Source organism: Coleofasciculus sp. LEGE 07092, assembly GCF_015207375.1.
Lineage (GTDB): Bacteria > Cyanobacteriota > Cyanobacteriia > Cyanobacteriales > Coleofasciculaceae > LEGE-07092.
In genome coordinates, this window is sequence record NZ_JADEWY010000072.1 from 1 (window position 1) to 20,481 (window position 20,481).

General features: G+C 46.6%; 16 protein-coding genes and 2 pseudogenes. 2 read left to right on the top strand and 16 right to left on the bottom strand.

The genetic code is table 11. The features are described from left to right. Positions 1–655: 655 nt before the first annotated feature. From IQ257_RS17455 to IQ257_RS17470, 4 genes are all read right to left on the bottom strand, one after another. Complete coding sequence (locus tag IQ257_RS17455) at positions 656–820, bottom strand: hypothetical protein (protein ID WP_193874869.1); 165 nt, start codon at positions 818–820, stop codon at positions 656–658. A 308-nt stretch (positions 821–1,128) separates the two neighbouring features. Beyond that, complete coding sequence (locus IQ257_RS17460) at positions 1,129–1,410, bottom strand: hypothetical protein (protein WP_193874871.1); 282 nt, start codon at positions 1,408–1,410, stop codon at positions 1,129–1,131. A gap of 349 nt (positions 1,411–1,759) precedes the next feature. Then, positions 1,760–3,541: a protelomerase family protein gene (locus IQ257_RS17465; RefSeq protein ID WP_193874873.1), complete on the bottom strand. Its 1,782-nt coding sequence runs from the start codon at positions 3,539–3,541 to the stop codon at positions 1,760–1,762. A gap of 302 nt (positions 3,542–3,843) precedes the next feature. Next, entirely contained in the window at positions 3,844–4,194 is a 351-nt protein-coding gene (locus IQ257_RS17470; protein WP_193874875.1) for a GIY-YIG nuclease family protein, read from the bottom strand. A gap of 22 nt (positions 4,195–4,216) precedes the next feature. On the opposite strand from IQ257_RS17470, the pseudogene IQ257_RS17475 reads away from it, so the two are divergent. Beyond that, positions 4,217–4,681: pseudogene (locus IQ257_RS17475) on the top strand (ISKra4 family transposase); the annotation flags it as partial. 73 nt (positions 4,682–4,754) lie between these two features. Beyond that, entirely contained in the window at positions 4,755–5,156 is a 402-nt protein-coding gene (locus IQ257_RS17480; protein WP_193874877.1) for a transposase, read from the top strand. A gap of 9 nt (positions 5,157–5,165) precedes the next feature. On the opposite strand, the gene IQ257_RS17485 is transcribed toward IQ257_RS17480, so the two are convergent. The 12 genes and pseudogenes from IQ257_RS17485 to IQ257_RS17535 form a co-directional block, all read right to left on the bottom strand. Beyond that, a complete protein-coding gene (locus IQ257_RS17485) occupies positions 5,166–5,564 on the bottom strand; it encodes an isochorismatase family protein (RefSeq protein ID WP_228060790.1) in 399 nt (132 codons plus the stop codon). Between the two features lie 50 nt (positions 5,565–5,614). Further along, on the bottom strand, positions 5,615–6,364 hold the full coding sequence (locus IQ257_RS17490) for an SDR family oxidoreductase (RefSeq protein WP_193874879.1): 750 nt from the start codon (positions 6,362–6,364) through the stop codon (positions 5,615–5,617). A gap of 31 nt (positions 6,365–6,395) precedes the next feature. Further along, a pseudogene (locus IQ257_RS31560) lies at positions 6,396–6,587 on the bottom strand (DUF6130 family protein); the annotation flags it as partial. A gap of 5 nt (positions 6,588–6,592) precedes the next feature. Beyond that, complete coding sequence (locus IQ257_RS17495; RefSeq protein WP_193874881.1) at positions 6,593–7,588, bottom strand: alpha/beta hydrolase; 996 nt, start codon at positions 7,586–7,588, stop codon at positions 6,593–6,595. A gap of 86 nt (positions 7,589–7,674) precedes the next feature. Continuing rightward, positions 7,675–8,544: an alpha/beta fold hydrolase gene (locus IQ257_RS17500; protein WP_193874883.1), complete on the bottom strand. Its 870-nt coding sequence runs from the start codon at positions 8,542–8,544 to the stop codon at positions 7,675–7,677. A gap of 56 nt (positions 8,545–8,600) precedes the next feature. Continuing rightward, a complete protein-coding gene (locus tag IQ257_RS17505; RefSeq protein ID WP_193874885.1) occupies positions 8,601–9,245 on the bottom strand; it encodes an MOSC domain-containing protein in 645 nt (214 codons plus the stop codon). Between the two features lie 26 nt (positions 9,246–9,271). Beyond that, positions 9,272–9,805 (bottom strand): SgcJ/EcaC family oxidoreductase, encoded by a 534-nt coding sequence (locus IQ257_RS17510; protein ID WP_193874887.1) that lies wholly within the window; start codon positions 9,803–9,805, stop codon positions 9,272–9,274. A 17-nt stretch (positions 9,806–9,822) separates the two neighbouring features. Further along, the gene (locus IQ257_RS17515; protein WP_193874889.1) at positions 9,823–10,782 is read right to left on the bottom strand and encodes an SDR family NAD(P)-dependent oxidoreductase; all 960 of its coding nucleotides are present in this window, start codon (positions 10,780–10,782) and stop codon (positions 9,823–9,825) included. A gap of 102 nt (positions 10,783–10,884) precedes the next feature. Continuing rightward, a complete protein-coding gene (locus IQ257_RS17520; RefSeq protein ID WP_193874891.1) occupies positions 10,885–12,456 on the bottom strand; it encodes a GMC family oxidoreductase in 1,572 nt (523 codons plus the stop codon). 63 nt (positions 12,457–12,519) lie between these two features. Beyond that, a complete protein-coding gene (locus tag IQ257_RS17525; RefSeq protein ID WP_193874893.1) occupies positions 12,520–13,098 on the bottom strand; it encodes a DsbA family protein in 579 nt (192 codons plus the stop codon). 211 nt (positions 13,099–13,309) lie between these two features. Continuing rightward, on the bottom strand, positions 13,310–13,939 hold the full coding sequence (locus IQ257_RS17530) for a response regulator (protein ID WP_193874895.1): 630 nt from the start codon (positions 13,937–13,939) through the stop codon (positions 13,310–13,312). After that, positions 13,936–19,950 carry an AAA family ATPase gene (locus tag IQ257_RS17535; protein ID WP_193874897.1) on the bottom strand — a complete coding sequence of 2,005 codons (6,015 nt, stop codon included), beginning with the start codon at positions 19,948–19,950 and terminating at the stop codon, positions 13,936–13,938. Before IQ257_RS17535 ends, IQ257_RS17530 begins: the two co-directional genes overlap by 4 nt. Positions 19,951–20,481 lie beyond the last annotated feature (531 nt).

Consider the following 20,481-nt stretch of genomic DNA (forward strand, 5'->3'; position numbering starts at 1 on the left):
GTAAGGAGCGAAGTGACTAACTGGTTCGGTCTGTTAATTTAAATTAACAGACCGAACCAGTTAGTCACTTCGCTCCTTACTGGTTCGGTCTTTCGTAACTTGTTCTTTTGTTGTAACTGGTTATTGTGCTGCTGCCTTCTGGTTCTTCTAACAGGTTGTCGCCTCTAACAGCTTTGACCTTCTAACCGGTTGCTGCCTAAGGTTTGAACTCAAGGTTTGAATCTGCACTTGCCTCTCGCTTTCCTCCGTTTAAATCGCACTTCTAAGCCTCTTTCCCTTGCCCCCCTCTAGGTCTACCTCTCACAAGGGTTCCTTGCCCCCACGATGTCATTATAGCTTCTCGCTCAGTTGATTGCCTTGAACATCCCAGCGATTAGTGGCGTGCCACCGCTGCTGACGGGCGAAAGCTAACGCTCTCGCTACCCTCAACAAGCTCTAACTGGTTATTGCCTTGCCGCTGATGCCTTCTGGTTCTTCTAACAGGTTTTCTTGTCTAATCGGTTGGATATTCTAACCAGTTGTGACTGAGGTTTGAACTCAAGGTTTAAATCTGCACTTGCTTGCAGGCTTTCCTCGGTTGAAATCGAATGAGAAGCCTCTTTACCTTGTCCCCTTTAGTTTTATCTCACAAGGATTCCTTGCCCCATAGAGGTCATTATAGCTTCTCGCTCAGTTGATTGCCTTGAACACCCCGACGATTGGCGTCGTGCCACCGCTCTGCGATCGCAGGCAGGCGACCCATCGAGAACTGGTTAGTCTCATCGGCACTACCTTTATGCGATCGCGCAGCGTCTCGCAGAGAAGCACAGATCGCTTGCAAGTGTCGCCTTTCCGGTCGGACAACTTGTTACTAACTCTCCCGGAGCCTCCTAACCAGTTTCGAGAAAATCCCGCCAATTTGTCTACAAGTTTTACAAAACACAACGGCTGAATTTTTTGAAAAATTGTGGCTTGAAACCTTTATAAATCAAGGGTAGAATAAGATTTTAATAAAAGGGATAATCTGTGCATCTGTTAATCCATTTAACAAACCGAACCCGTTAATTCACTGCTCCCTAACCTGTTCATTGTTTTCCTTAACTCGTTCTCTGTTCATAACTGGTTCAGAGTTGTCGGGTTAGTAATTATCTAACCCGTTTTGGCGCTCAACGCCCTACCCCTGAAGCCCTTACTTATAAGGGTTCTGGAAAATTGATTGAGTGACGGTGAGAGGGGGTTCATCCCTTTTTTTAACTGGTTAAATAGGAGAAATTCGCCCCCTGGCATTTCCCGATGTTGCGATTTCAGTGCAACGGTTGTTAGAAGGATGACAGATAAAAAAGCTGCTTGCCATTTCCCCTCTGCTAGGAATTCTTCTAGCTTAAGGATAGCTTTCTGCTTGAGTTTCTGAAGTCTTTTCCAACTGGACATAGTTTTCGTCTGAAGTTTCTGGAGTCTTTTTACAACTGGTAAATGCAATAACAGCCGTCAGCGATCGCGATCGCATTCCCTGCTTCCAACCTCACCGACCTAAACAAACACCCCGGCGATTAGTGCCGTGCCACCGCTGCTGAAAAGGACTGGAAATTCCCATTCCCTTAGATGAACGCAGTGGTGAAGAGGCTGGCTGTTCCTTACTTTCTGGCAATAGTAATCAAAGTGGGAAGTGCAACTATGTCTGACGGTTCTACTTCCAATCTAGGCTGCTCTTCCCTAACCCCCACCAACTAAACCGGAAACATCTCACCGATACCACGGAGGATGTTTCCGGTTTTCAAGATTAACTGACTGGTGCTTCCCCATCTAGAAAGCTCTCGTTCACCAGAGTCAGTATTTTGGTAATTTTCTCACTCCCGTGCCGTTTATTATAGTAGGTTGTGGGGTTAGAGGGGTCTTTGGGATTTTGCATCCCATACTTGGAATTGTGGCTAACAACCTCATCAGCGTGGGCTTTTATCCAGTCCCCTACTAGTAAACCATTGACTCCTGAAAGTTCCCTTAAGGCTTGATTGGTGATTGCCAAACGGTCTTCGTCTCCAGTGGCTACTGTGTCATTGTAGAGGGCGATCGCATTGAAACTGCGGCGGATTTTCTCTTCGCTTGCCCCTGACACCTTGGTAGCCCATAGCTCGGCGTGGGAGTAACCCTGCAAATCAACCGCCTCTTGCTGCTTTGAGGATGGCTGAGTTGCTGGCTTGCTCTGTGATGGCTGTACCTGTGGCTGACCAACCGAAATATTAGACAGAGCCTTGCTCAACTTCTCCTCAATCAGCCGCTCAACTTTGGCTTCTAGGGATTCTTCCATGATTTCCTGTGCTTGGGGTTGGGGTTTAACCTGTGACATCTCTAATTTTTCCTTCTCTAACTGGTTAATATGAGCCTTGAATTCTTGTAACTGCTTACCAAGTTCAACGGTTAGCTCGTGACGTTCGATTAGACGGCTGACAACGCTTTGCTGGTTGGGAAGTTGCCAGCGCTCTTGTAAGCTTTTGATAATTTCTAAATCGGAGGAGTTCACCCTGATTGAATGGGTCTTTTCTTTCTCCGGCGCGGTCGCAAATGGAACTGGCTTAGTTGTGAAGTAATCCGAGTAACCTGCTGATGTTCCCAGATTGGCTAAGTCCCGATCGCTTTTAATTTCCTTAACAAAGTGACCTAGCAACCTGGAAGCGTGAAGTATCTTTGCTCCAAAGCTCCCCTGACAATCCCGTTCGGTTGCCAGCACAGCATAGGCAGCTCTCAGCGCTTTGTTGTTGTCCTGTGCTTCACCATGCCGGAAAGCCAACACCGGGGTTTTATCCCCCTTGTCGCCAAAGTAAGCCCGAACTACTCGATTGAGTGAACCGTTACGGCGCTTATCAATCTCTAGATTCTGACGAGTCAAACTTTTAGGAAACTCAGTAGCCACTTCCTTCAGTAACGCTTTGGTGCTAGACTCCCTACGGAGTCTAGCCAAGGACTTGATGATGTAATCAGCAGAGTAAAGGGTTGCAATCTCAAAGACTGGCTTTTCACCCCGCTTTTTCCCTTGCCCTTCAAACATGACATGATAGGGCTTACCTTTTACTGGGTAGAACTTGGCGCGGGCTATCACCTCATGAGGGCGTCTGCCAGTTGCCGCGATAATCCCCACAGCCAACTCATGGGGGTCTTCGCTGCTTAGGAGCTTGCCCGTTACTTTCAGGTAGGTATCAGGGTCTAGCTCGGTCGAGTTTTCCAAACGGTCGATAGCCCTGGTGGATTGATTTCGCTCTTGCCATTGCTGATTATTCAAGCCACAGAGCAGGGGAACGTAGTGCTTCAGCTCGTGACCTTTGACGCGACCATCGGCGTCATACTTGGGGATTAGTTCGGCATTCTTACCCTGCTCTAGGGGAATGTCTCGGAACTTCGAGTATAAACCGTAGCGGCTGAACAACGTGCCTAATGATTTCTCGCTGTAGTTCTGAGTGGCTACCCATTCGTTGAACTGGTCACAATGGGGCTTGATTTCGGAAAAGCTTTTCAGGTCTTTGGTTTGGGCGAATAATTCATTAATTTTTTCTTGCAGTACTTTGCTCATGTGTTTCTAGTTCCTTTTAGTAACTAGTTACATAGTACTTGAACTGGTTAGGCAATGTCAAGAACTAGTTAGTGTATTTTCTAACTTGTTAGGGGGATAGAATGGGAGAGTAAACCGGAGACATTCCCTTATGGGAGAGGAAAACCCCTGAAAGTAGCGGCTTCAGGGGTTTCGAGTAAAAAACTCAGGCTAAATCAACATTGCCACTCACCGATACCGTCCCAAGCGTAATCAAGCTCTCGTTGGTCATGGAGGGGAATTTGGTCAGCAACCCAAGCCATTAACCCAAATCCGCTTTCACCTCATCTCAAAGTAACTACTAGCCAAAAGCCAAGCACAAACGCCGCAATACCCCAGAGAATAGCCTTCTGATTCTGAGTTAAATACTCCCTTTTTCCAGTAATTTTCTTAAACTCCTGACGAACTTCATTGACTAATCGAGGGGAGAACTCGAACCACTCACCGTGCCTTCTGAATTGCTTAAATTTGGCGTGTAGCTCTTTCTCTTTAGCTGTCGCGTTTTTCACCCTAATACTATCAATTAAAGCCAATGGAAATGCAGATTGAGAGCTATTTAATTCTGCTAGCCTAGCCTCGATTGAGCGGGTAGTGATTCCGATTTTGTAACGGGCTGTACCTTGCGCGTGAATCAAGTATACATATCCGGGCTTGTATAGTCAAACCTTAACCTCACCCTTGTACTGTTTAGGAGATGGACATGATGGGATCTGGAACATATTTGCCGAAATTGGAGATAAAAAGCATAGGATTGAAATCCTGGACTGGTATCACCTGACGGAAAACCTGCATAAAATAGAAACCAACAAATCCATACTAGACCAGTTAGAAGCTTACCTGTGGACGGGACAGGTATCCGAAGCGATAAAGTTGTTGAAGTCCGCTCAACCCGTGGGAGGGACGAACTTTCTTAGTTATCTGAACAAGCACCGTCAAAGGTTAATCAATTATCAATATTATCAACAAGAGCAAATTTGCTCAATTGGCAGCGGCGCGGTGGAATCAGCCGTCAAACAAATCAGCCATCGTGTTAAACTAACGGGTGCTCAATGGCTCAAAGAAAACGTGGCTAACATTTTACAACTTCGTTGTGCTTACTTGAACAGTCAATTGGCTATTTAAGGACTTAAAAATCCGCCTATTTTTGCAAGTCTTCGCGAGTTATAATAGCGAATATATTGGCATAGAGAGAGAAATGGGCAGAAGAGTTTCTCATAAATCACAACAAGATAAACTTGAAAGAATAACTCGTTTGCAGACGGCAATTGCTAGTCTCGAAACTTACCAAAATTTCTTTGAGCGTCAAGGGAAACTCGCCCCGGAAGATGCTTGGGTAGCTCGTTATCAAGTTCGACAGTCCCAAAAAGTTTACTGGTACTACAAACTACAGGCTAGCTCACCCACCTTCACAACCACAAGTGACATACCCAAGTTCAGTAAATATAAGCATTTGCGGAAGGCTGGAAGTGAAGCCCATGTCGCTGCTGTGATGGCTGTCGCCAGAAGAACGATAGTGTCCGAATTACAAAAAACAATTGATTCTCTTAAAAATAGCTTACTAGATATTTCTTTTGACTCTGAACAAGAAGATATTTAAGTCCTAGCATTATTCGCGACAATAACTCGCGAATAAGTTTTCTCTTTTTTCCAAAATGGGATGCTCCCCAATGAAAGGCTTATAGCGATCGAGCCAGTCCGCACCCGATCCTAAGAAACCATCCAGGCTCAACGCACCCTTGCGATCAAATTCTCTGGACTCCAACATCATGCGCTCTACGGTTCCGGCAAAGTTCCAACCATAGTCGGTGGGGTAGTAATAGTGGGGGGAGATAAAAACCTCAAATCCATGCTGCTTCGCAGCTTTGAAGATATGCTCAATGTTCTCAACGGTTCTATTCTCCTTAACACTGTTACTGACCAAGTGCCAGGAAACTCCCTTCTCGTTCAGAACATCATTCTGCGGATCGATAATGACGACTGCGGTGTCATTCTTGTTGATCTTCATTGTTTTTCTCTTGGTTATTAATTGCTCTTCGCGATCGCCTTTCGGGCATCTCAAATCTGTGCCATACCGCCATCAACAAACAGTTCGATGCCGTTCACAAAGCTGCTGTCGTCTGATGCGAGAAAAACAACAGCCTTGGCTATCTCATCAGGTGTGCCGACTCGTCCTAAAGGGATGTTGGCAGCTTGGCTATCTATGAACTCCTGCACCTGCTCATCACTTAATCCCAGGTGATTGTAGCCAGAAGTTGGAACCACACCAGGGCTAATAGCATTCACCCGAATCTTGCGCTCTTTCAGGTCGAGTGTCCAATTTCGGGCAAACGATCGCACAGCGGCTTTGGTGGCACTATAAACGCTGAAAGCTGGAGTACCCACCGTAGAAGCAGTGGAGGCGTTCAAAATGATAGAAGCACCCTCTGGCAGCAGCGGCAATGCCTTCTGCACGGTAAACAGCAGACCTTTGACGTTTGTGTTGAACGTTTTATCAAAGTGTTCTTCAGTGATGGCTCCGAGTGGGGCAATTTCTCCACCACCAGCATTAGCAAAGATCACATTGAGATCTCCTCGCTTCTGCTCGATTGTAGCAAACAGGCGATCGAGGTCTTCCAGATTGGAAACATCGCTCTGAACACCTGTGACGTTTTTCTCAATCTCTTTTACAGCAGCATCGAGTTCAGGCTGGCGACGACCCGTGATAAAAACATACGCGCCTTCGGCAACAAAGCGTTTGGCAGTCGCAAGACCAATGCCACTCGTGCCACCAGTAACAAGAGCGACCTTTCCTTCTAGTTTTTGCATGATGGTAAATCCTTATTGGATGGACTCTGACTCACCGCCTCAAATCGGGCACCGTGAACATCACGGTTTCGCTGGTGATTACGTTGTGTGTGGGGTCGGCTAGTTCGATTAAAACCTTGTGTAAACCAGGTTCCAGTCCGACCAGGATGATCGTTTCGCCGCTGGTATCAACGAAGTGCCAGGGCGCGTCATCAACCGTAATGTGGATATGACCGACGCGCGGCCCTTCTATTGCAGATGTTTCTTCAATTCAGCGGCAGCTTGAACGAAAAGAGAACGGGTTGCTGGCAGTTCGGCTAAACCATTCAGCAATCCAAAGTCGTGAATCATGCCGTCGTACTGTACGAGCGACACGTCTACTCCAGCCTCATTGAGCTTGCGTCCATAGGCTGTGCCTTCGTCGTGTAAAACATCGCTTTCTGCAACTACGACTAACGCTGGAGGTAAGCCTTTCAGTTGCTCAACAGTCGCCCGCAGGGGAGAGGCATAGATGTCTTTGCGTTTCTCTGGATCAGCGATGTACATGTCATACATCCACTTCATCGTCGGTACGGTCAGAAAACGTTTGTCACCAAACTGGTAATAGGAATCCGTTTCAAAATCAGCGTCTACAATGGGCCAAAATAGGATTTGCAGCTTGATGTGCGGACCTCCCTTTTCTTTTGCCATCAATGTAGTAACCGTTGACATATTGCCGCCGACACTATTGCCGACAACTGCCAGATTTTTGCCGTCAACTCCAATCTCATCCCCATGCTCGGCAACCCATTTGGTCGCAACGTAGATCTCGTTGATTGCTTGGGGATACTGAGCATCTGGCGTGCGAGTGTAGTTGACAAAGACAGCCGCAAATCCTGAAAGCACAACGAGATCGCGAACCATGCGCTTATGGGTTGGATAATCACCCAGCACCCAACCACCACCATGAATAAAGATGAAAACGGGTAATATACCTTGAACGCCTTCAGGACGAACGATATTGAGCGTAATTGTGTAACCGTCAGCAGTAATCGTCTTCTCAGACTCCTCAATGCCAGAAAGATCGACTAGAACGGAAGCCTGTCCATCCACAAGTACTTGACGCGCTTCGAGTGGAGATAAGGTTTCTAAACCCACACCCCCTGAATTCAACACGTTCAAAAATTCCTTTGTTTCTCTGGAAAGACGCGGATCATCTGCAACTTCCAAAATCTTTATCGCTGGTGAATTGATTTGAGCAACCATGATGTTCTCCTTGGGATAAGTAGTGAATAATGTGTTGAAATATCACTGTTAAGCCAATGAACTTGGCAGTGATTATTAGTGGTTGATTAGACAGGAATAGGTTGCAGTCGTGACGCGAGAAATTGAGTGATATAGTTTGCGATCGCCTCCCCATCTTCTTCCAAGGCAAAATGTCCCGTATCGAGTAAATGGAACTCAACGTCTTTCAGGTCACGCTGATAAGGATACGCACCTTCAGCAGGGAAGATATAGTCGTTTTTGCCCCAAACAATCAGGGTTGGTGGCTGATACTTGCGGAAATACTCTTGCCATTGCGGGTAGAGCGGTGGATTAGTGCCGTAGCTATTAAACAGTGCCAGTTGAATCTCTTCGTTGCCAGGGCGATCGAGGAAATGTTGATCCACCGTCCAGGTATCGGGACTAATCGATTCCAGATTATGAACACCGTTGGTATATTGCCACTTCGTTGCTTCTAGAGTGAAAAGGTATTTGAGCTTTTCCGCATTCTCAGGCGATCGCTCTTGCCAATATGCCTTGATCGGCTCCCAAAATTCGCGCAGACCTTCCTCATAAGCATTGCCGTTTTGCACAATCAAAGATTGCACTCGCTCTGGATATTTTGCTGCAATGCGGTAGCCAATGGGTGCGCCGTAATCCATGACATAAAGACTGTATTTCTTCAGATCGATCGCGTCAATAAACTTCTCTACAATCTCACTTAGATGGTCAAACGTGTAGTCAAATTCATTCACAGTTGGCATCGAACTGTTGCCGTAACCCGGATAGTCGGGAGCAACGAGATGGAATTTATCAGCCAGTGCGGGTATGAGATTGCGGAACATATGAGAGGACGTTGGAAAGCCGTGTAACAGCAGAATGGTCGGATTATCACGAGAACCCGCTTCACGGTAGAAGATGTCTAAACCATCGATCGAAACGGTGCGATATGTAGTCATGGGATTACTTCTTGTAAGTGTATAAAGTCCAATGGTGCTGTTTACAGCAGGCTGATCTATCTCACACGACGAACCTGCTCTTGGAAATAGTCGCGCCAACTTTCAGGTAATGCTTCTAATTGAGTCGCACGTTGCAATAACTCTGGATCGTTTTTCTCACGGGTATACAACTGAGTGATATCAGCAACTGTGATGTTGTTCTCGTTCCGGCTCACTAGCGCTAAAGTGTCTCCGGCGACGACTTCGCCCTCTTGCAGTACACGGAAGTAAAACCCGGTACGACGACTGGCGAGAAAGCGTTTCACCATATCTGCTCTCCCAAAGCGAATCCCAAGTTTGTAGCAGGGCATTCGCGGCTGTGTCACCATGAGTTCTACACTGCCGATCTGGAAGCGATCGCCAATGTTCAAGTCCTCTTCTTTCAGCCCAGTAGTGGTGAAATTTTCACCAAAATTGCCCATTGTTAAGTCTGTGTCAGGCAATTCAGTGCGCCAGTAGTCGTAATGCTCAAACGGATAGACATAAACGGCTTTGTCAACTCCGCCATGAACGGTGAGATCCGCTTGTCCATCCCCGTGTAGATTGAGCGATCGCACCATGACTCGATCTGTGACTGACTCTTTGAAAATTCCAGTGCTAACGGTTCTCCCTTTCCAGTTCACTTCTCGTGGTAGTCCAACATTGACAGAAATTATTTTCATGTTCAGTTCCAAAGTTTTGGACAGCTTTAAATCTGTGCTAGATCTGCTTGCTGCTGCTTGAGACCTGCAACGAAGTCGGTTACTTGACGTTGAGCTTCTGCGCTCAGTGAGTCAAAGTCGTCTAAGAAGAATTGACGTTCTAGCGTTAACTTCCGGGTATTGAGTAACCCTTCGATCTGCCAGTCTTCGTCACTTTTCGTTACGACGTAGAGCGGTAGCGAATCTCGTGACGGTGAAGTTTCGGTTCGTCCGGCTAGTATTACCCTGATCACGACGTGCATGAGCGCGAGTTGCGAGTTCACAAAGCGGACGAAATTCACCTCACCCTCCAGACGTGTTCCCTTAACGACCGTGTCGAATGCTTGCTGATGAAATGCAGCGATTTCTTTTCGACCTTTAAGGTGCGTGCCCTCGAACGTGAGAAAATCAGCAGTTTCGCTGAACGGGGCAGCAAAGCCTTCGCCACTACCTCGATTCCAAGCATCAATCATCTGACGATGGAAAGCACGGATTGCCAATTCGTCAGTAGCAGTGATGGTTTGAGCTGTTTGTGAATTCATGGTTTTGAGTTTTCCTTTTAAGTGATAGACCCGTTTTCAATCGGCATAGAGGGTGTCATGGACTCTGAAAATAATCGGCGTAATGATTCCTCCCAGAGCCGATCGGCGTTGTCTAGGTTCAGGGCGTAGGGGGCGATGCCGCTCATATAGCCGTTCCTATTGGTGACGATCGCAGCTTCGTTGCAGTCCTCGAAATAGCGTCCGCCAATGCCCTTCAGGAGCGGAGAGGTTGCCAGCAAAACAGACGTTGCCGCACCCTGCGCGATTGTCTTCTGCCGCTCAGGTGGAGTTTTAAGACCGCCCGTATGACGTTGGAGGTTCGTGGCGATCGCACCAGGCATCAACGCATTAGCCGTAATGCCATCGTTAAACCAGCGTGCAGTAGCACCCACGGCAAAGAGAATATTTGCAGTTTTAGATTGTCCATACGCCAACCACGGATCATACGGACGGAACATAAAGTGAATATCATCGAACACAATGGGTGACATCAGATGAGCACTAGAACTAACCGACACGATACGGGCAGCACCATCGGCAGCGAGAGCGTCGTGTAGTCCGAGTGCCAGGACAAAGTGCCCCAGATAGTTGGTGGCAAACTGCATCTCCCAACCTTCAGGTGTGCGCTGTTCGGGCAGTGCCATTACCCCTGCATTATTGACGAGAATGTGTAGCGGTTCATTCCAGGCAGCAATAAATTTAGTGATCGAGTTGCGATCGCTTAAATCAAGCGGAGCAACATGAATATTCTGGTTTCCAGTAGTAGCCGTAATGTCAGCCGCAACCTGTGCTCCAGCATGGGTATTACGCACCGCCAGTGTGACGATCGCTCCAGTTTGAACCAGTGCCCGGACTGTTTCTATGCCGATGCCCGATGCGGCTCCCGTGACGACCGCCCGTTTGCCGGAAAGATCAATTCCTTTTACTACTTCAGCAGCGGTGGAATGCCGTCCGAATGGTGTTGTAATGAGTGCCATTGTGTGTTCCTTACAGAGGACGAGTGTTCTGTTTGGCTGATATCGACCGATAAACCCTCGACGGGCGTGATGACCTGCGCTTGGTTAAAGACGATCGCCATTCTAAATAGCTGAACACGCCGGATTTTGGGCATCGCTGAGAACCGTTTGCGCTGTGCGACCTGCTTTAATGAAATCTGCTGCCTTCTCACCGATCATGATGGTGGGTGCGTTCGTATTGCCTGTAGTAATCGTTGGCATGATGGAGGCATCCACAACACGCAACCCCTCAATCCCATGCACCCGCAGTTCGGGGTCTACAACTGCCCTTGGGTCAGTACCCATTTTGCAAGTGCCGACCGGATGCCACACGGTACTGCAAGTCTGCCGGACGTAAGCAACAAGTGCTGCATTACTCTGTTTGTCGGCACCCGGAGCGATTTCTTTACCGCGAAACTCATCCAAAGCACTGACACCGAACAAGTTACGAAGTAATTTAATCCCGGCAACGAGCTTTTGCACATCCGCCTCACTTTGGAGAAAGTTCATTTGAATCATCGGTGTGTCTTTGGGGTCGGAGGAACGCAAACTGACACTGCCAATATTTTGGGGATGAGTCAAACAAACGAAACTTGTGAATCCTAAACCAGAGTGAGTATAACCAGGCGGCACCAACACAACGGAGCCGAAGAGAAACTGTAAATCTGGCGCAGCATCCAGATTTCCTTCAGTATGCAAAAACAGGTTGGCTTCACCGATACTACTGGTACTTGCCGTGTGTAAATCCTGAGTTGCCTCGTGTGCTACAGACACAACAGGGTGGTCTTGGAGGTTTTGACCCACACCCGGCAAATCAGCCACGACCGGAATTCCCATCGCGTTCAGGTGTTCTGCACTCCCAATACCAGAAAGCATGAGCAGCTTAGGCGAATCGAACGTGCCCGCACTTAAAATTACTTCCTGATTGACCCTAACCTGATGCAGCGTGCCTTCGTGCAAGTATTCCACCCCAAGGGTGCGAGTACCCTCAAACAACAAGCGAGTCACCAATGCTCCTGTCGTTACTGTTAAATTAGGACGATCGAGAATTGGTACGAGAAAAGCGGCCGCAGCACTGTGTCGCTTACCATCCTTGACCGTCAACTGATAAAGTCCTGCCCCTTCCTGCTGCATCCCATTAACATCAGGATTGTAGTCATATCCGAGTGCCACTGCTGCGTCTACAAAACGTTGAGATACCACAGTAGGCGAGATCGGATCGGTGACACTCAACTCCCCATCAGCCCCGTGAAATTCAGATGCGCCTCGTGAGGAGTACTCCGATTTCTTGAAGTAGGGCAACACATCTTGGTAACTCCAACCGGAATTGCCTAATTCCTGCCAGTGATCATAATCATGAGGATTGCCCCGCATATAAATCATGATATTAATCGAACTGCTGCCCCCCAAGACTTTGCCGCGTGGACAAAAGATTTTACGGTCATTCAGGTAGGGTTCTGGTTCAGAGAAATAGCCCCAGTCCACCTCAGAGCCTAGTAGACTGAGGCATTCTCCTGGAATGTGAATCTCTGGCTTTGTATCGGGGCTACCTGCTTCGAGGAGTAAAACGGTTGTGTCATTACCTTCTGTCAGACGGTTGGCGACAACGCAGCCTGCCGAACCCGCACCAATCACAATGTAGTCATAGTGAGTCATAAAATTCTCTTTCTTTGTTATGAGTATTGATACTGCTAGTTCCTCAACACATAGCCAAAAGGTTTAATGACCGACAGCGATAATAACTGCTATCAACTGCTCTATGTTCCAGCGATCGCGATACTGAATTCCATTGATAAACAAAGCTGGGGCAATCGTCACTCCACTTTGTATTCCGCTTTGAATATCTTGATTGATGCGATCGACGTGTACTTGTTTAGATAGATCTTGCAGAAACTGGCAAATATCAAGTCCTAGACGGTTGGCATACTCGACAAGATAGCCGTCGTCCAATGCTTCTTGATGGGTGAATAGCATATCGTGCATTTGCCAAAATTGACCTTGCGCTGCTGCTGCTTCCGCTACCTCTGCTGCTTTTTGAGCTTGAGGATAGGCTAAATGCTCATCAATAAAATGACGAAACACGACACAGAGCCAACTCTCCTCAGGAAACTCAGAACTGAAATGCTGCTGAATGTTGTGAATCAACTGATGAACCTCTCTACATTGAGGGCATTGGTAATTTCCATACTCCACCAGTACGATCGAGGCATTGAGTAATCCCTGGTAGTGATCCCGTTGTGAGGGTAGAACCAGGAGTTGATTAAAATGATTATTTTGATTTATCAGATCATCGGACATACTAGCAAAAGGGGTTTTCACAGCATCGAAGGATTGCCGTGATTCCTGTCTGTGATTTCTGCCGCCTCCGTTATTTGTATGCCTTTAGCCTATGAAATTAATGCAGCTTTGTCGCCAACTCAAAGTTGAGTGTTTGAGGGCATGAAACAACAGTTGCTCACTATCTCTGCAACGAGACCTCAACCGAACTTAAGTTCAGTTCTCATCGCTGTCACAACTTAGCTAGTCCCCGCTTCAGTGCAGTAATCACCGCTTGTGTGCGATCGCTCACGCCTAATTTGCTCAGAATTCGGTTGATGTGGAACTTGACTGTACTTTCGGTAATATTCAAAGCCGCACCAATATCATGATTATTCAAGCCAAGCGCCATCTGACGCACAACCTCTTGCTCGCGATCGCTCAATTCTGGGACGTTCATCCGTTGCACTAACTTGGCAGCAACTTCAGAAGGGATATATTGTTGTCCACTATGGACGAGTTGAATCGCACTGAGCAGTGCATCCGGTTCGGCATCCTTAAGCAAATAGCCCTTGGACCCGGCACGTAATGCTCGATAAATATCCTCATCGCCATCATACGTGGTTAGGATGATAATGCGAGCATGGGCAAATTCAGCACAGATGGCTAAAGTCGCGTCGGCACCGCTCATCTGCGGCATTTGTAGGTCCATCAAGGTGACATCAGGGTTGAGTCGTCGATAGAGGGCGATCGCTTCCAATCCATCCCCTGCTTGACCTACCACCGTCATATCCGGCTCATTCTCAATCATTGCGGCTAACCCCTGTCGGACAATGGCATGATCGTCAACCAGTAAAACGCGGATTGTTGTAGACTGACTCATGCTGATGCCTCCCGATGTACGGATATGCTCACTTCGGTTCCTTGCCCCAATCGGCTCTCGATCGAGAGCTGTGCTCCAATGCGTTCCGCTCGTTCGGTCATCCCCAATAAGCCAAACCCCCGATTTAAGATTGTAGGGTTCGCTTCAAACCCTTTTCCGTTGTCTCTAATTTGCAAGAAGCATTGCGTCGATTCATACAATAACTCAATCCGAATTTCAGTTGCGTTAGCATACCTGACAGCATTAGTAAATGCTTCCTGGGCAATCCTTAAAAGGTTGTTTTCTGTTTCAGCAGGTAGGACATAGGGTGTACCGATAATTTCACAGATTAAGCTGGTTTCAGTTGAAGATTGCAGCGTCGCGACAAATCGTTCTAGGGCTGTCCAGAGATTGCCATCTTCTAGCAATTGGGGACGGAGTGCCGCAACCGATCGTCGTGCTTCTGTTAGCCCACTGCGAGCCAGATCTCGCACTGTATTAACATGGGTTTGAATTACGTCGGGGTTAGTGTTCACCAATCGAGAAACGGTTCCCATGTGAACTAGAATCCCCGTGAAGGCTTGCGCTAAAGTGTCGTGAATTTCTCGGGCCATGCGGTTACGTTCTTCTAAAATTGAGGCTTCTTCAGCACGTTTGCGATCTGTGATATCGAGAATCACTCCTAACATTCGCACAGGCTGTCCAGCTTCGTTATAAACGCCGCGACCGCGACCCACTAACCAATGAATGCTGCCATCCGGGTAAACCACTCGATATTCAGCTTCAAAATCGGTATGAGTTGTGAGAGCTACTGTAACAGCTTGCTCAACCCGAAGAATATCCTCTGGGTGAACCCGATCGCGCCATGCCTGATAGCTACTTTCAACTTCACCGGGGACTAACCCCAGCAATCGAGCGTGGTTATCGTTCCAGGCTGAGGTATTTTCCACAATGTTCCAGTTCCAACTGCCGATGTAGGTGAAATCCATCGTTAGTCTGCGTTGCTCTTCGCTTTGCCGCAGGGCGTTTTCAACTCGTTGGCGCTCTTCAATCTCCTGCGAAAGCAGCAAAGTTCGCTCAGTGACTTGCTGTTCTAACATTCGGTTGTAATTGGCTAAGAGGTGTTCTGTTTGTTTGCGCTCGGTAATATCTTGAAAGGCTGCGATCGCATAAGCTACCTTGCCCTGTTCGTCAAAAACTGGAGTCCCCCATACCTCAACTGGAATGGTGGCGTTGTTTTGGCGAATGTCTATGTCGTCAATCGTGGTGCATTCGCCGCTCAATGCTCGAATGATTGGTAGCCTCTCTGTCGGATAAACTTGCTCTGTTCCCATCACATAAATTTGATAAACCTCTGCAATTTGCTCCGGTGCCACAGACGGATCAATCCCTTTGCCCATTAGCTGAATGCCCTGTCGATTGGCATAGTAAGGGCGACCCGCCGCATCGACTATTCCAATTCCCACTGGAATCGCTTCTAGAAATTGAGTCATCTGACTTTCGCTAGCTTGTAACTTTGAATAGAGTTTGGCATTCTCGATCGCGATCGCGGCTTGAGTGGAGAGTAGATTCAGAACTTGCGATCGCTCTAGTGTAAATGCTCCAGTTGCTAATTGATTTTCCAAATACAACACACCAACAAGCTTACTTTGATTCAGCAACGGCAAACAGAGCAGAGATCGCGGTTGGTTGTGCTGAATGTATGGCTCATGGATGAAATTACCTTCATGAGTCGCATCATTCAAGATCACGGGTTCATGAGTCCGAATCACATACTGAATAATCGATTCGGGTAGGCGATTTGCCATTGGCATCGATTCCAACACTGGCATCGTACAGACATTCTCATCATCGCTGAGTTCATAAGCAGCCTCGATCGCCCATCCGCCTGAGTTTTCCAAAAGCAGGCATCCAGTTTGTGCGCCAGCATTCTCGATTAATATCTGCATCAAGGAATGAAGCAACCGATCCAGTTCAATTTCACGGGAAATCGCCTGCGATGCTTTCATCACCGTCGCTAAATCAAGAGCAGTGGATGAGGTATTAGAAGTGCTTCCAGCAGTAGTGCGGACTGGTGTGGAATACACGTTGGACGACTGAGGAAAAAACGATGGATAACGAGCTTCTAAATCATTGACTTTTACTATTGCTCCCCACCGTTGATAGCAGTAGTGAGCTTCTTTCATATAGGTTTTAGCAAATTTCTCTCGACCACGAGACAGATAGAATTTTGCAGCTAATTCGTAGGCTAGCGCTTCTTCTTGAAGATATTCATTGTCTCTAGCCCCTTGAATCGCTTGTTCATAGAACTCCTCTGCCTCAAACAATTGACCCAAAACTCGCGACTTTTCTGCCTCAACGAGATAATATTTATGCAAATAATTCATGGGCGCATGGTGCGCCCATCGTTTCATTTTCTCTTGCTTCGTTGTAACTTTTTCGAGGATTTCTGACTGTACTTTAGTGTTGCTTTCAGCATATATTGCAAGTCTGGCTAGAGAATCATAAAAGTAGTACACAGCTTTAGCAAATGTGGCTGACATTTGGAGTAAATAGTCCTCTGCCATGTTTGAGTTTTCAACCGCTTGAGAGTACTCAGAGAACAGATAGCATAGGCAAAGCTTATTGAAGTAAGTATTAAAGATTGCGAATCCATTATTTGCTATTTTATGTTTTGGTATTTCAATTTGTTCGTTGTAGACCTCTCCAATTAGGCGAGATGGATTAACTGAGCGTCCAATCAAGTTCAAGATAGACTGCTGATATAACTGATTCCAGGTAAGTGGCAGTTCTTGTTTGATTTGGCGGATTGCTTCACCATAGGTTGTCATCTTATGTTCAAGTTCTATGAGTTCTTTCCCAACAACATAGGAGTGATAGCAATAACAATGAGCACAATAGCCAGCAAACTCTAAATCTCCGGTTTCAAACCCACTTTTATATCCTTCTAGAAATTGCTGCAATGTTTCTTTGATATGTTCTTTCCATGGGGTAATAAAGTTATTGACGATGGTTATAGTCCGAGCTTTAACCACTTGAGTATGCGGCTGTGATAATAGCCTCAAGGCAAGCTGTCCAAATTCGTAACCAGACTCAATGTTGCCAAGCATCCCACATAGAACCAAACCAAAGTTGGCATAGGCAACGGGAGATGTAGATGCATTTCCATATTGAATTGACAAGCTGACTTGCTTAGATGCAAATAGTGGCATTAAATTAGGAGCCGCAATTTGGGCAACAGTCGTTATCCTTGATAGAATTTTCATTGCTTCCAATTTGTCTGGTTCAATCATTTCCAGCAAATGGATCAAGTCTTTAATCGACCTCTCGCTGAGGAGTGATGAGATCGCCTCTAGTTCAAGATCAATATCTGACTGACTGGGTGTTTCAGGAAAATTAATTCCTAGCTGGCGCAAAACTTGTAGTGCTGTATTGATTGCTTCTAATAGCTGGCTCTGCGCGATAGCAGTTTGAATTCTAGCTTCGTAAACTTTTACGGTATCTAGAACTGTCAGGGCTTCTCGTAAAACAGTTTCTGCCCACTGTTCTACATCTTCAAACTCTCCACATAAATAAGCAACTTCCGCTGTTTCTGAGTATAAGTTCAATGTCAACTCATAGTCTGTTTGCCAGCTAGATGTTGCCAACCATTCTCTTCCTGTCGCTAAATATTCTTTAGCAATTGTGTAAGCGATCGCTGCCTTTGCTTTCTGACCTGCCAATAAATTCAGTTTGGCAATTTCATCTCGCTCTGCTTGATCGGCGACTAGCTCAATCCCATGATTTAGGTGATCAACAATCTCAAATAACCTCTCTGACAAGGTTTTTTTGAGTAAATTGCGACCAATTTGCAAATGAACAACTTGTTTCTGCGCTTCATCGATCAAGGCATAGGCGGCTTGTTGCACGTTATCGTGTAAGAATTTATACTCCTGAATTAACAAATCTTTGTCTAATTCAGAAAGAGGCTGAATTAATTCAGCTTGGATCACTGCTAGTAGATCCTGAAACACTATTTTGGGAGATTGCTCACATACGATCGCTAACGTTTCCAAATCAAATTCAGCCCCAATGCAGGCAGCTAGTCGAAGTATCTGCTGTGCCGCTTCCGGCAGTTTCCTCAACTTGCTCAACAACAACTCCACCACATTATCGGTAATATTGAGAGCTTGAATTTGATTAATGTTCCACTGCCAGCTTAAGCATTCTGCATTAAAGCTCAAAAGATTTTCACTGTACAGCAATCGCAAGAATTCGCCAATAAAAAAGGGATTGCCCTCAGTTTTACGCAACACTAATTCAGCCAAGGGACGAACGCTATCAGCATCCTGAAGTAGTGTCTCAGCGACCAGATGAGCTAACGGCTCCAGGGTTAGGGGTGCTAGAACAATCTCTTGAAGCACTGCCCCTTGTTGTCGCAACCTCTCTAGGGTTAACACGAGTGGATGAGTTGAAGCCACTTCATTAGTTCGATACGCTCCTATCAAACATAAGAATTGAGTTTGCTCATCGAGCAGCATTAGTTCGATTAACTTCAGTGTGGCTGAATCAATCCACTGCAAATCATCTAAGAAGATCACTAGCGGATGTTCTTTAGAACAAAACACTCGAATGAACTGCTGAAAAACCCGATTAAAGCGGTTTTGAGCTTCCGTCGCTCCAACCTTTGGTACAGGGGATTGCTTGCCAATAATGAGTTCTACTTCGGGAATTACATCAATGATGAGTTGTCCATTGCTTTCTAAAGCATTTAGCAGGCGCGATCGCCACGATTGCAATTGCTCATCAGGTTCACCCAGTAGTTGTTGCACCAAATTGTGCAGGGCATGGGCGATCGCACTGTAGGGAATATCGCGCTGTAACTGGTCAAACTTCCCAGAAATAAAATAGCCGCGTTTTGCCGTGATGGGTTTATGGAGTTCCTGCACTAACGCTGATTTGCCAACACCAGCGTAGCCAGACACTAACATCATTTCGACGCTGAGTTCAGGATTGCTAATACCTTCGTCTGGTCGGCAGGTTTTGGCAACCGTTGCCCTGGTGACTACTCTCTCAAACGCTGCCAATAATGCTGTAATCTCTGCTTCCCGTCCATACAGTTTTTGGGGAATGTGAAATTGACCAGAAACATCGTGCAGCGCGAGTGGGATGGTGCCAATTTTCTTGGTTTCTTTTAATTGTTCTGCCAAGCTTTCTAAATCGGCTTTGATGCCCCAAGCACTCTGATAGCGATCTTCGGCATTCTTCGCCATCAGTTTCATGACAATCTCTGAAATGGACTTAGGAATTGTTACATTCAGTTCGTGAGGTGAAACAGGTTGTTTGGCAATATGACAGTGGACTAACTCCAATCTGTCGGCTGTTTCAAACGGCAACTGTCCGGTCAGTAATTGGTAAAACGTTACACCGAGCGAGTAAAAATCAGTGCGGTAATCGAGCAACCGATTCATCCGCCCGGTTTGTTCTGGAGACAGGTAGGCTAATGTGCCTTCTAAACTATAGTGGCTCTTGAATGTCGGATTCGTGCGATTAAATCGGGTTGCTATTCCAAAGTCAATAATTTTAACAACGCCAGTGCCTGGGTTAAAAACGATGTTTCCAGGATTAATATCTTTGTGAATGATATTGTTAGCGTGAATACTGCCCAAAATATCGGTGAGGGCGATCGCCAGTCGCAGGAATGTAGGTAAGGACATTGGGCAGAAACTTGATTGCTGCCGCATCCATTGCTCTAGGGACTCACCTCCAAAGTCTTCTGAGAGAATAATCAGCGTGCGTTGATAGTCTTGCTGGCTGTATGCCTTGACCACTCCTTCCAGGTTGAGGGAGCGGGTAATTTCATATTCCTGTCGGTAGCGTGTTAATTCTTGAGGAGAGGGATAATCAAGCTTTAGCAGTTTGATGACGATTGCCTCTGGCAGTGCGCTTCGCGGAATCGCCCGCTCGTCTTGCGTTCTGATGCCTCGGTACACCAGAGAATTTGAGCTTTCGTAAATTTTGCTTTGGATGGTAATTCCAGATAAAGCAATCATAGAACGCCCTCCCAAAGGATGTCATGAGCTATGCCGCCAATTATATCGGTCTCAACAGAATTCCGAAAAATTGAGACAGTTTAGCTCAATATTGAGGTAACAATTCTGTTCCGGATTTTGATTCCATCGCAACTCAGATTCAACGCCGGATTGAGTCTTTGGTCATTCCGGCTGCGAGTCAGTCCTTGGGTTCTGAGCCTCCGCCAGCTTCAACAACCGTCACAGCATATGTTCCAACAGAGGCACTCAAAGAGCTATTTCAGTCACAGCTTGCCGAGTTTTGTTCCGAAGCTGCATTAGAACAACTGATTCAGTTTAGCCATCAGATCATCCACAAAGCCATCCTTCGACCCCGGCATATCGGGTCTAGTCCAATTTGGGTACTGAGAAGCGAGGCACAGATCTATATTAGAGATCTCCAGAAACTCTCAAAGCCTTTCCCATAAAGCGTTTTATTGTTATTCAAACGCTCATAAAGTTCGGCTTATTTATACGACTGGATAAGGCTTTGAGCCAGTTGCCATTAATTTA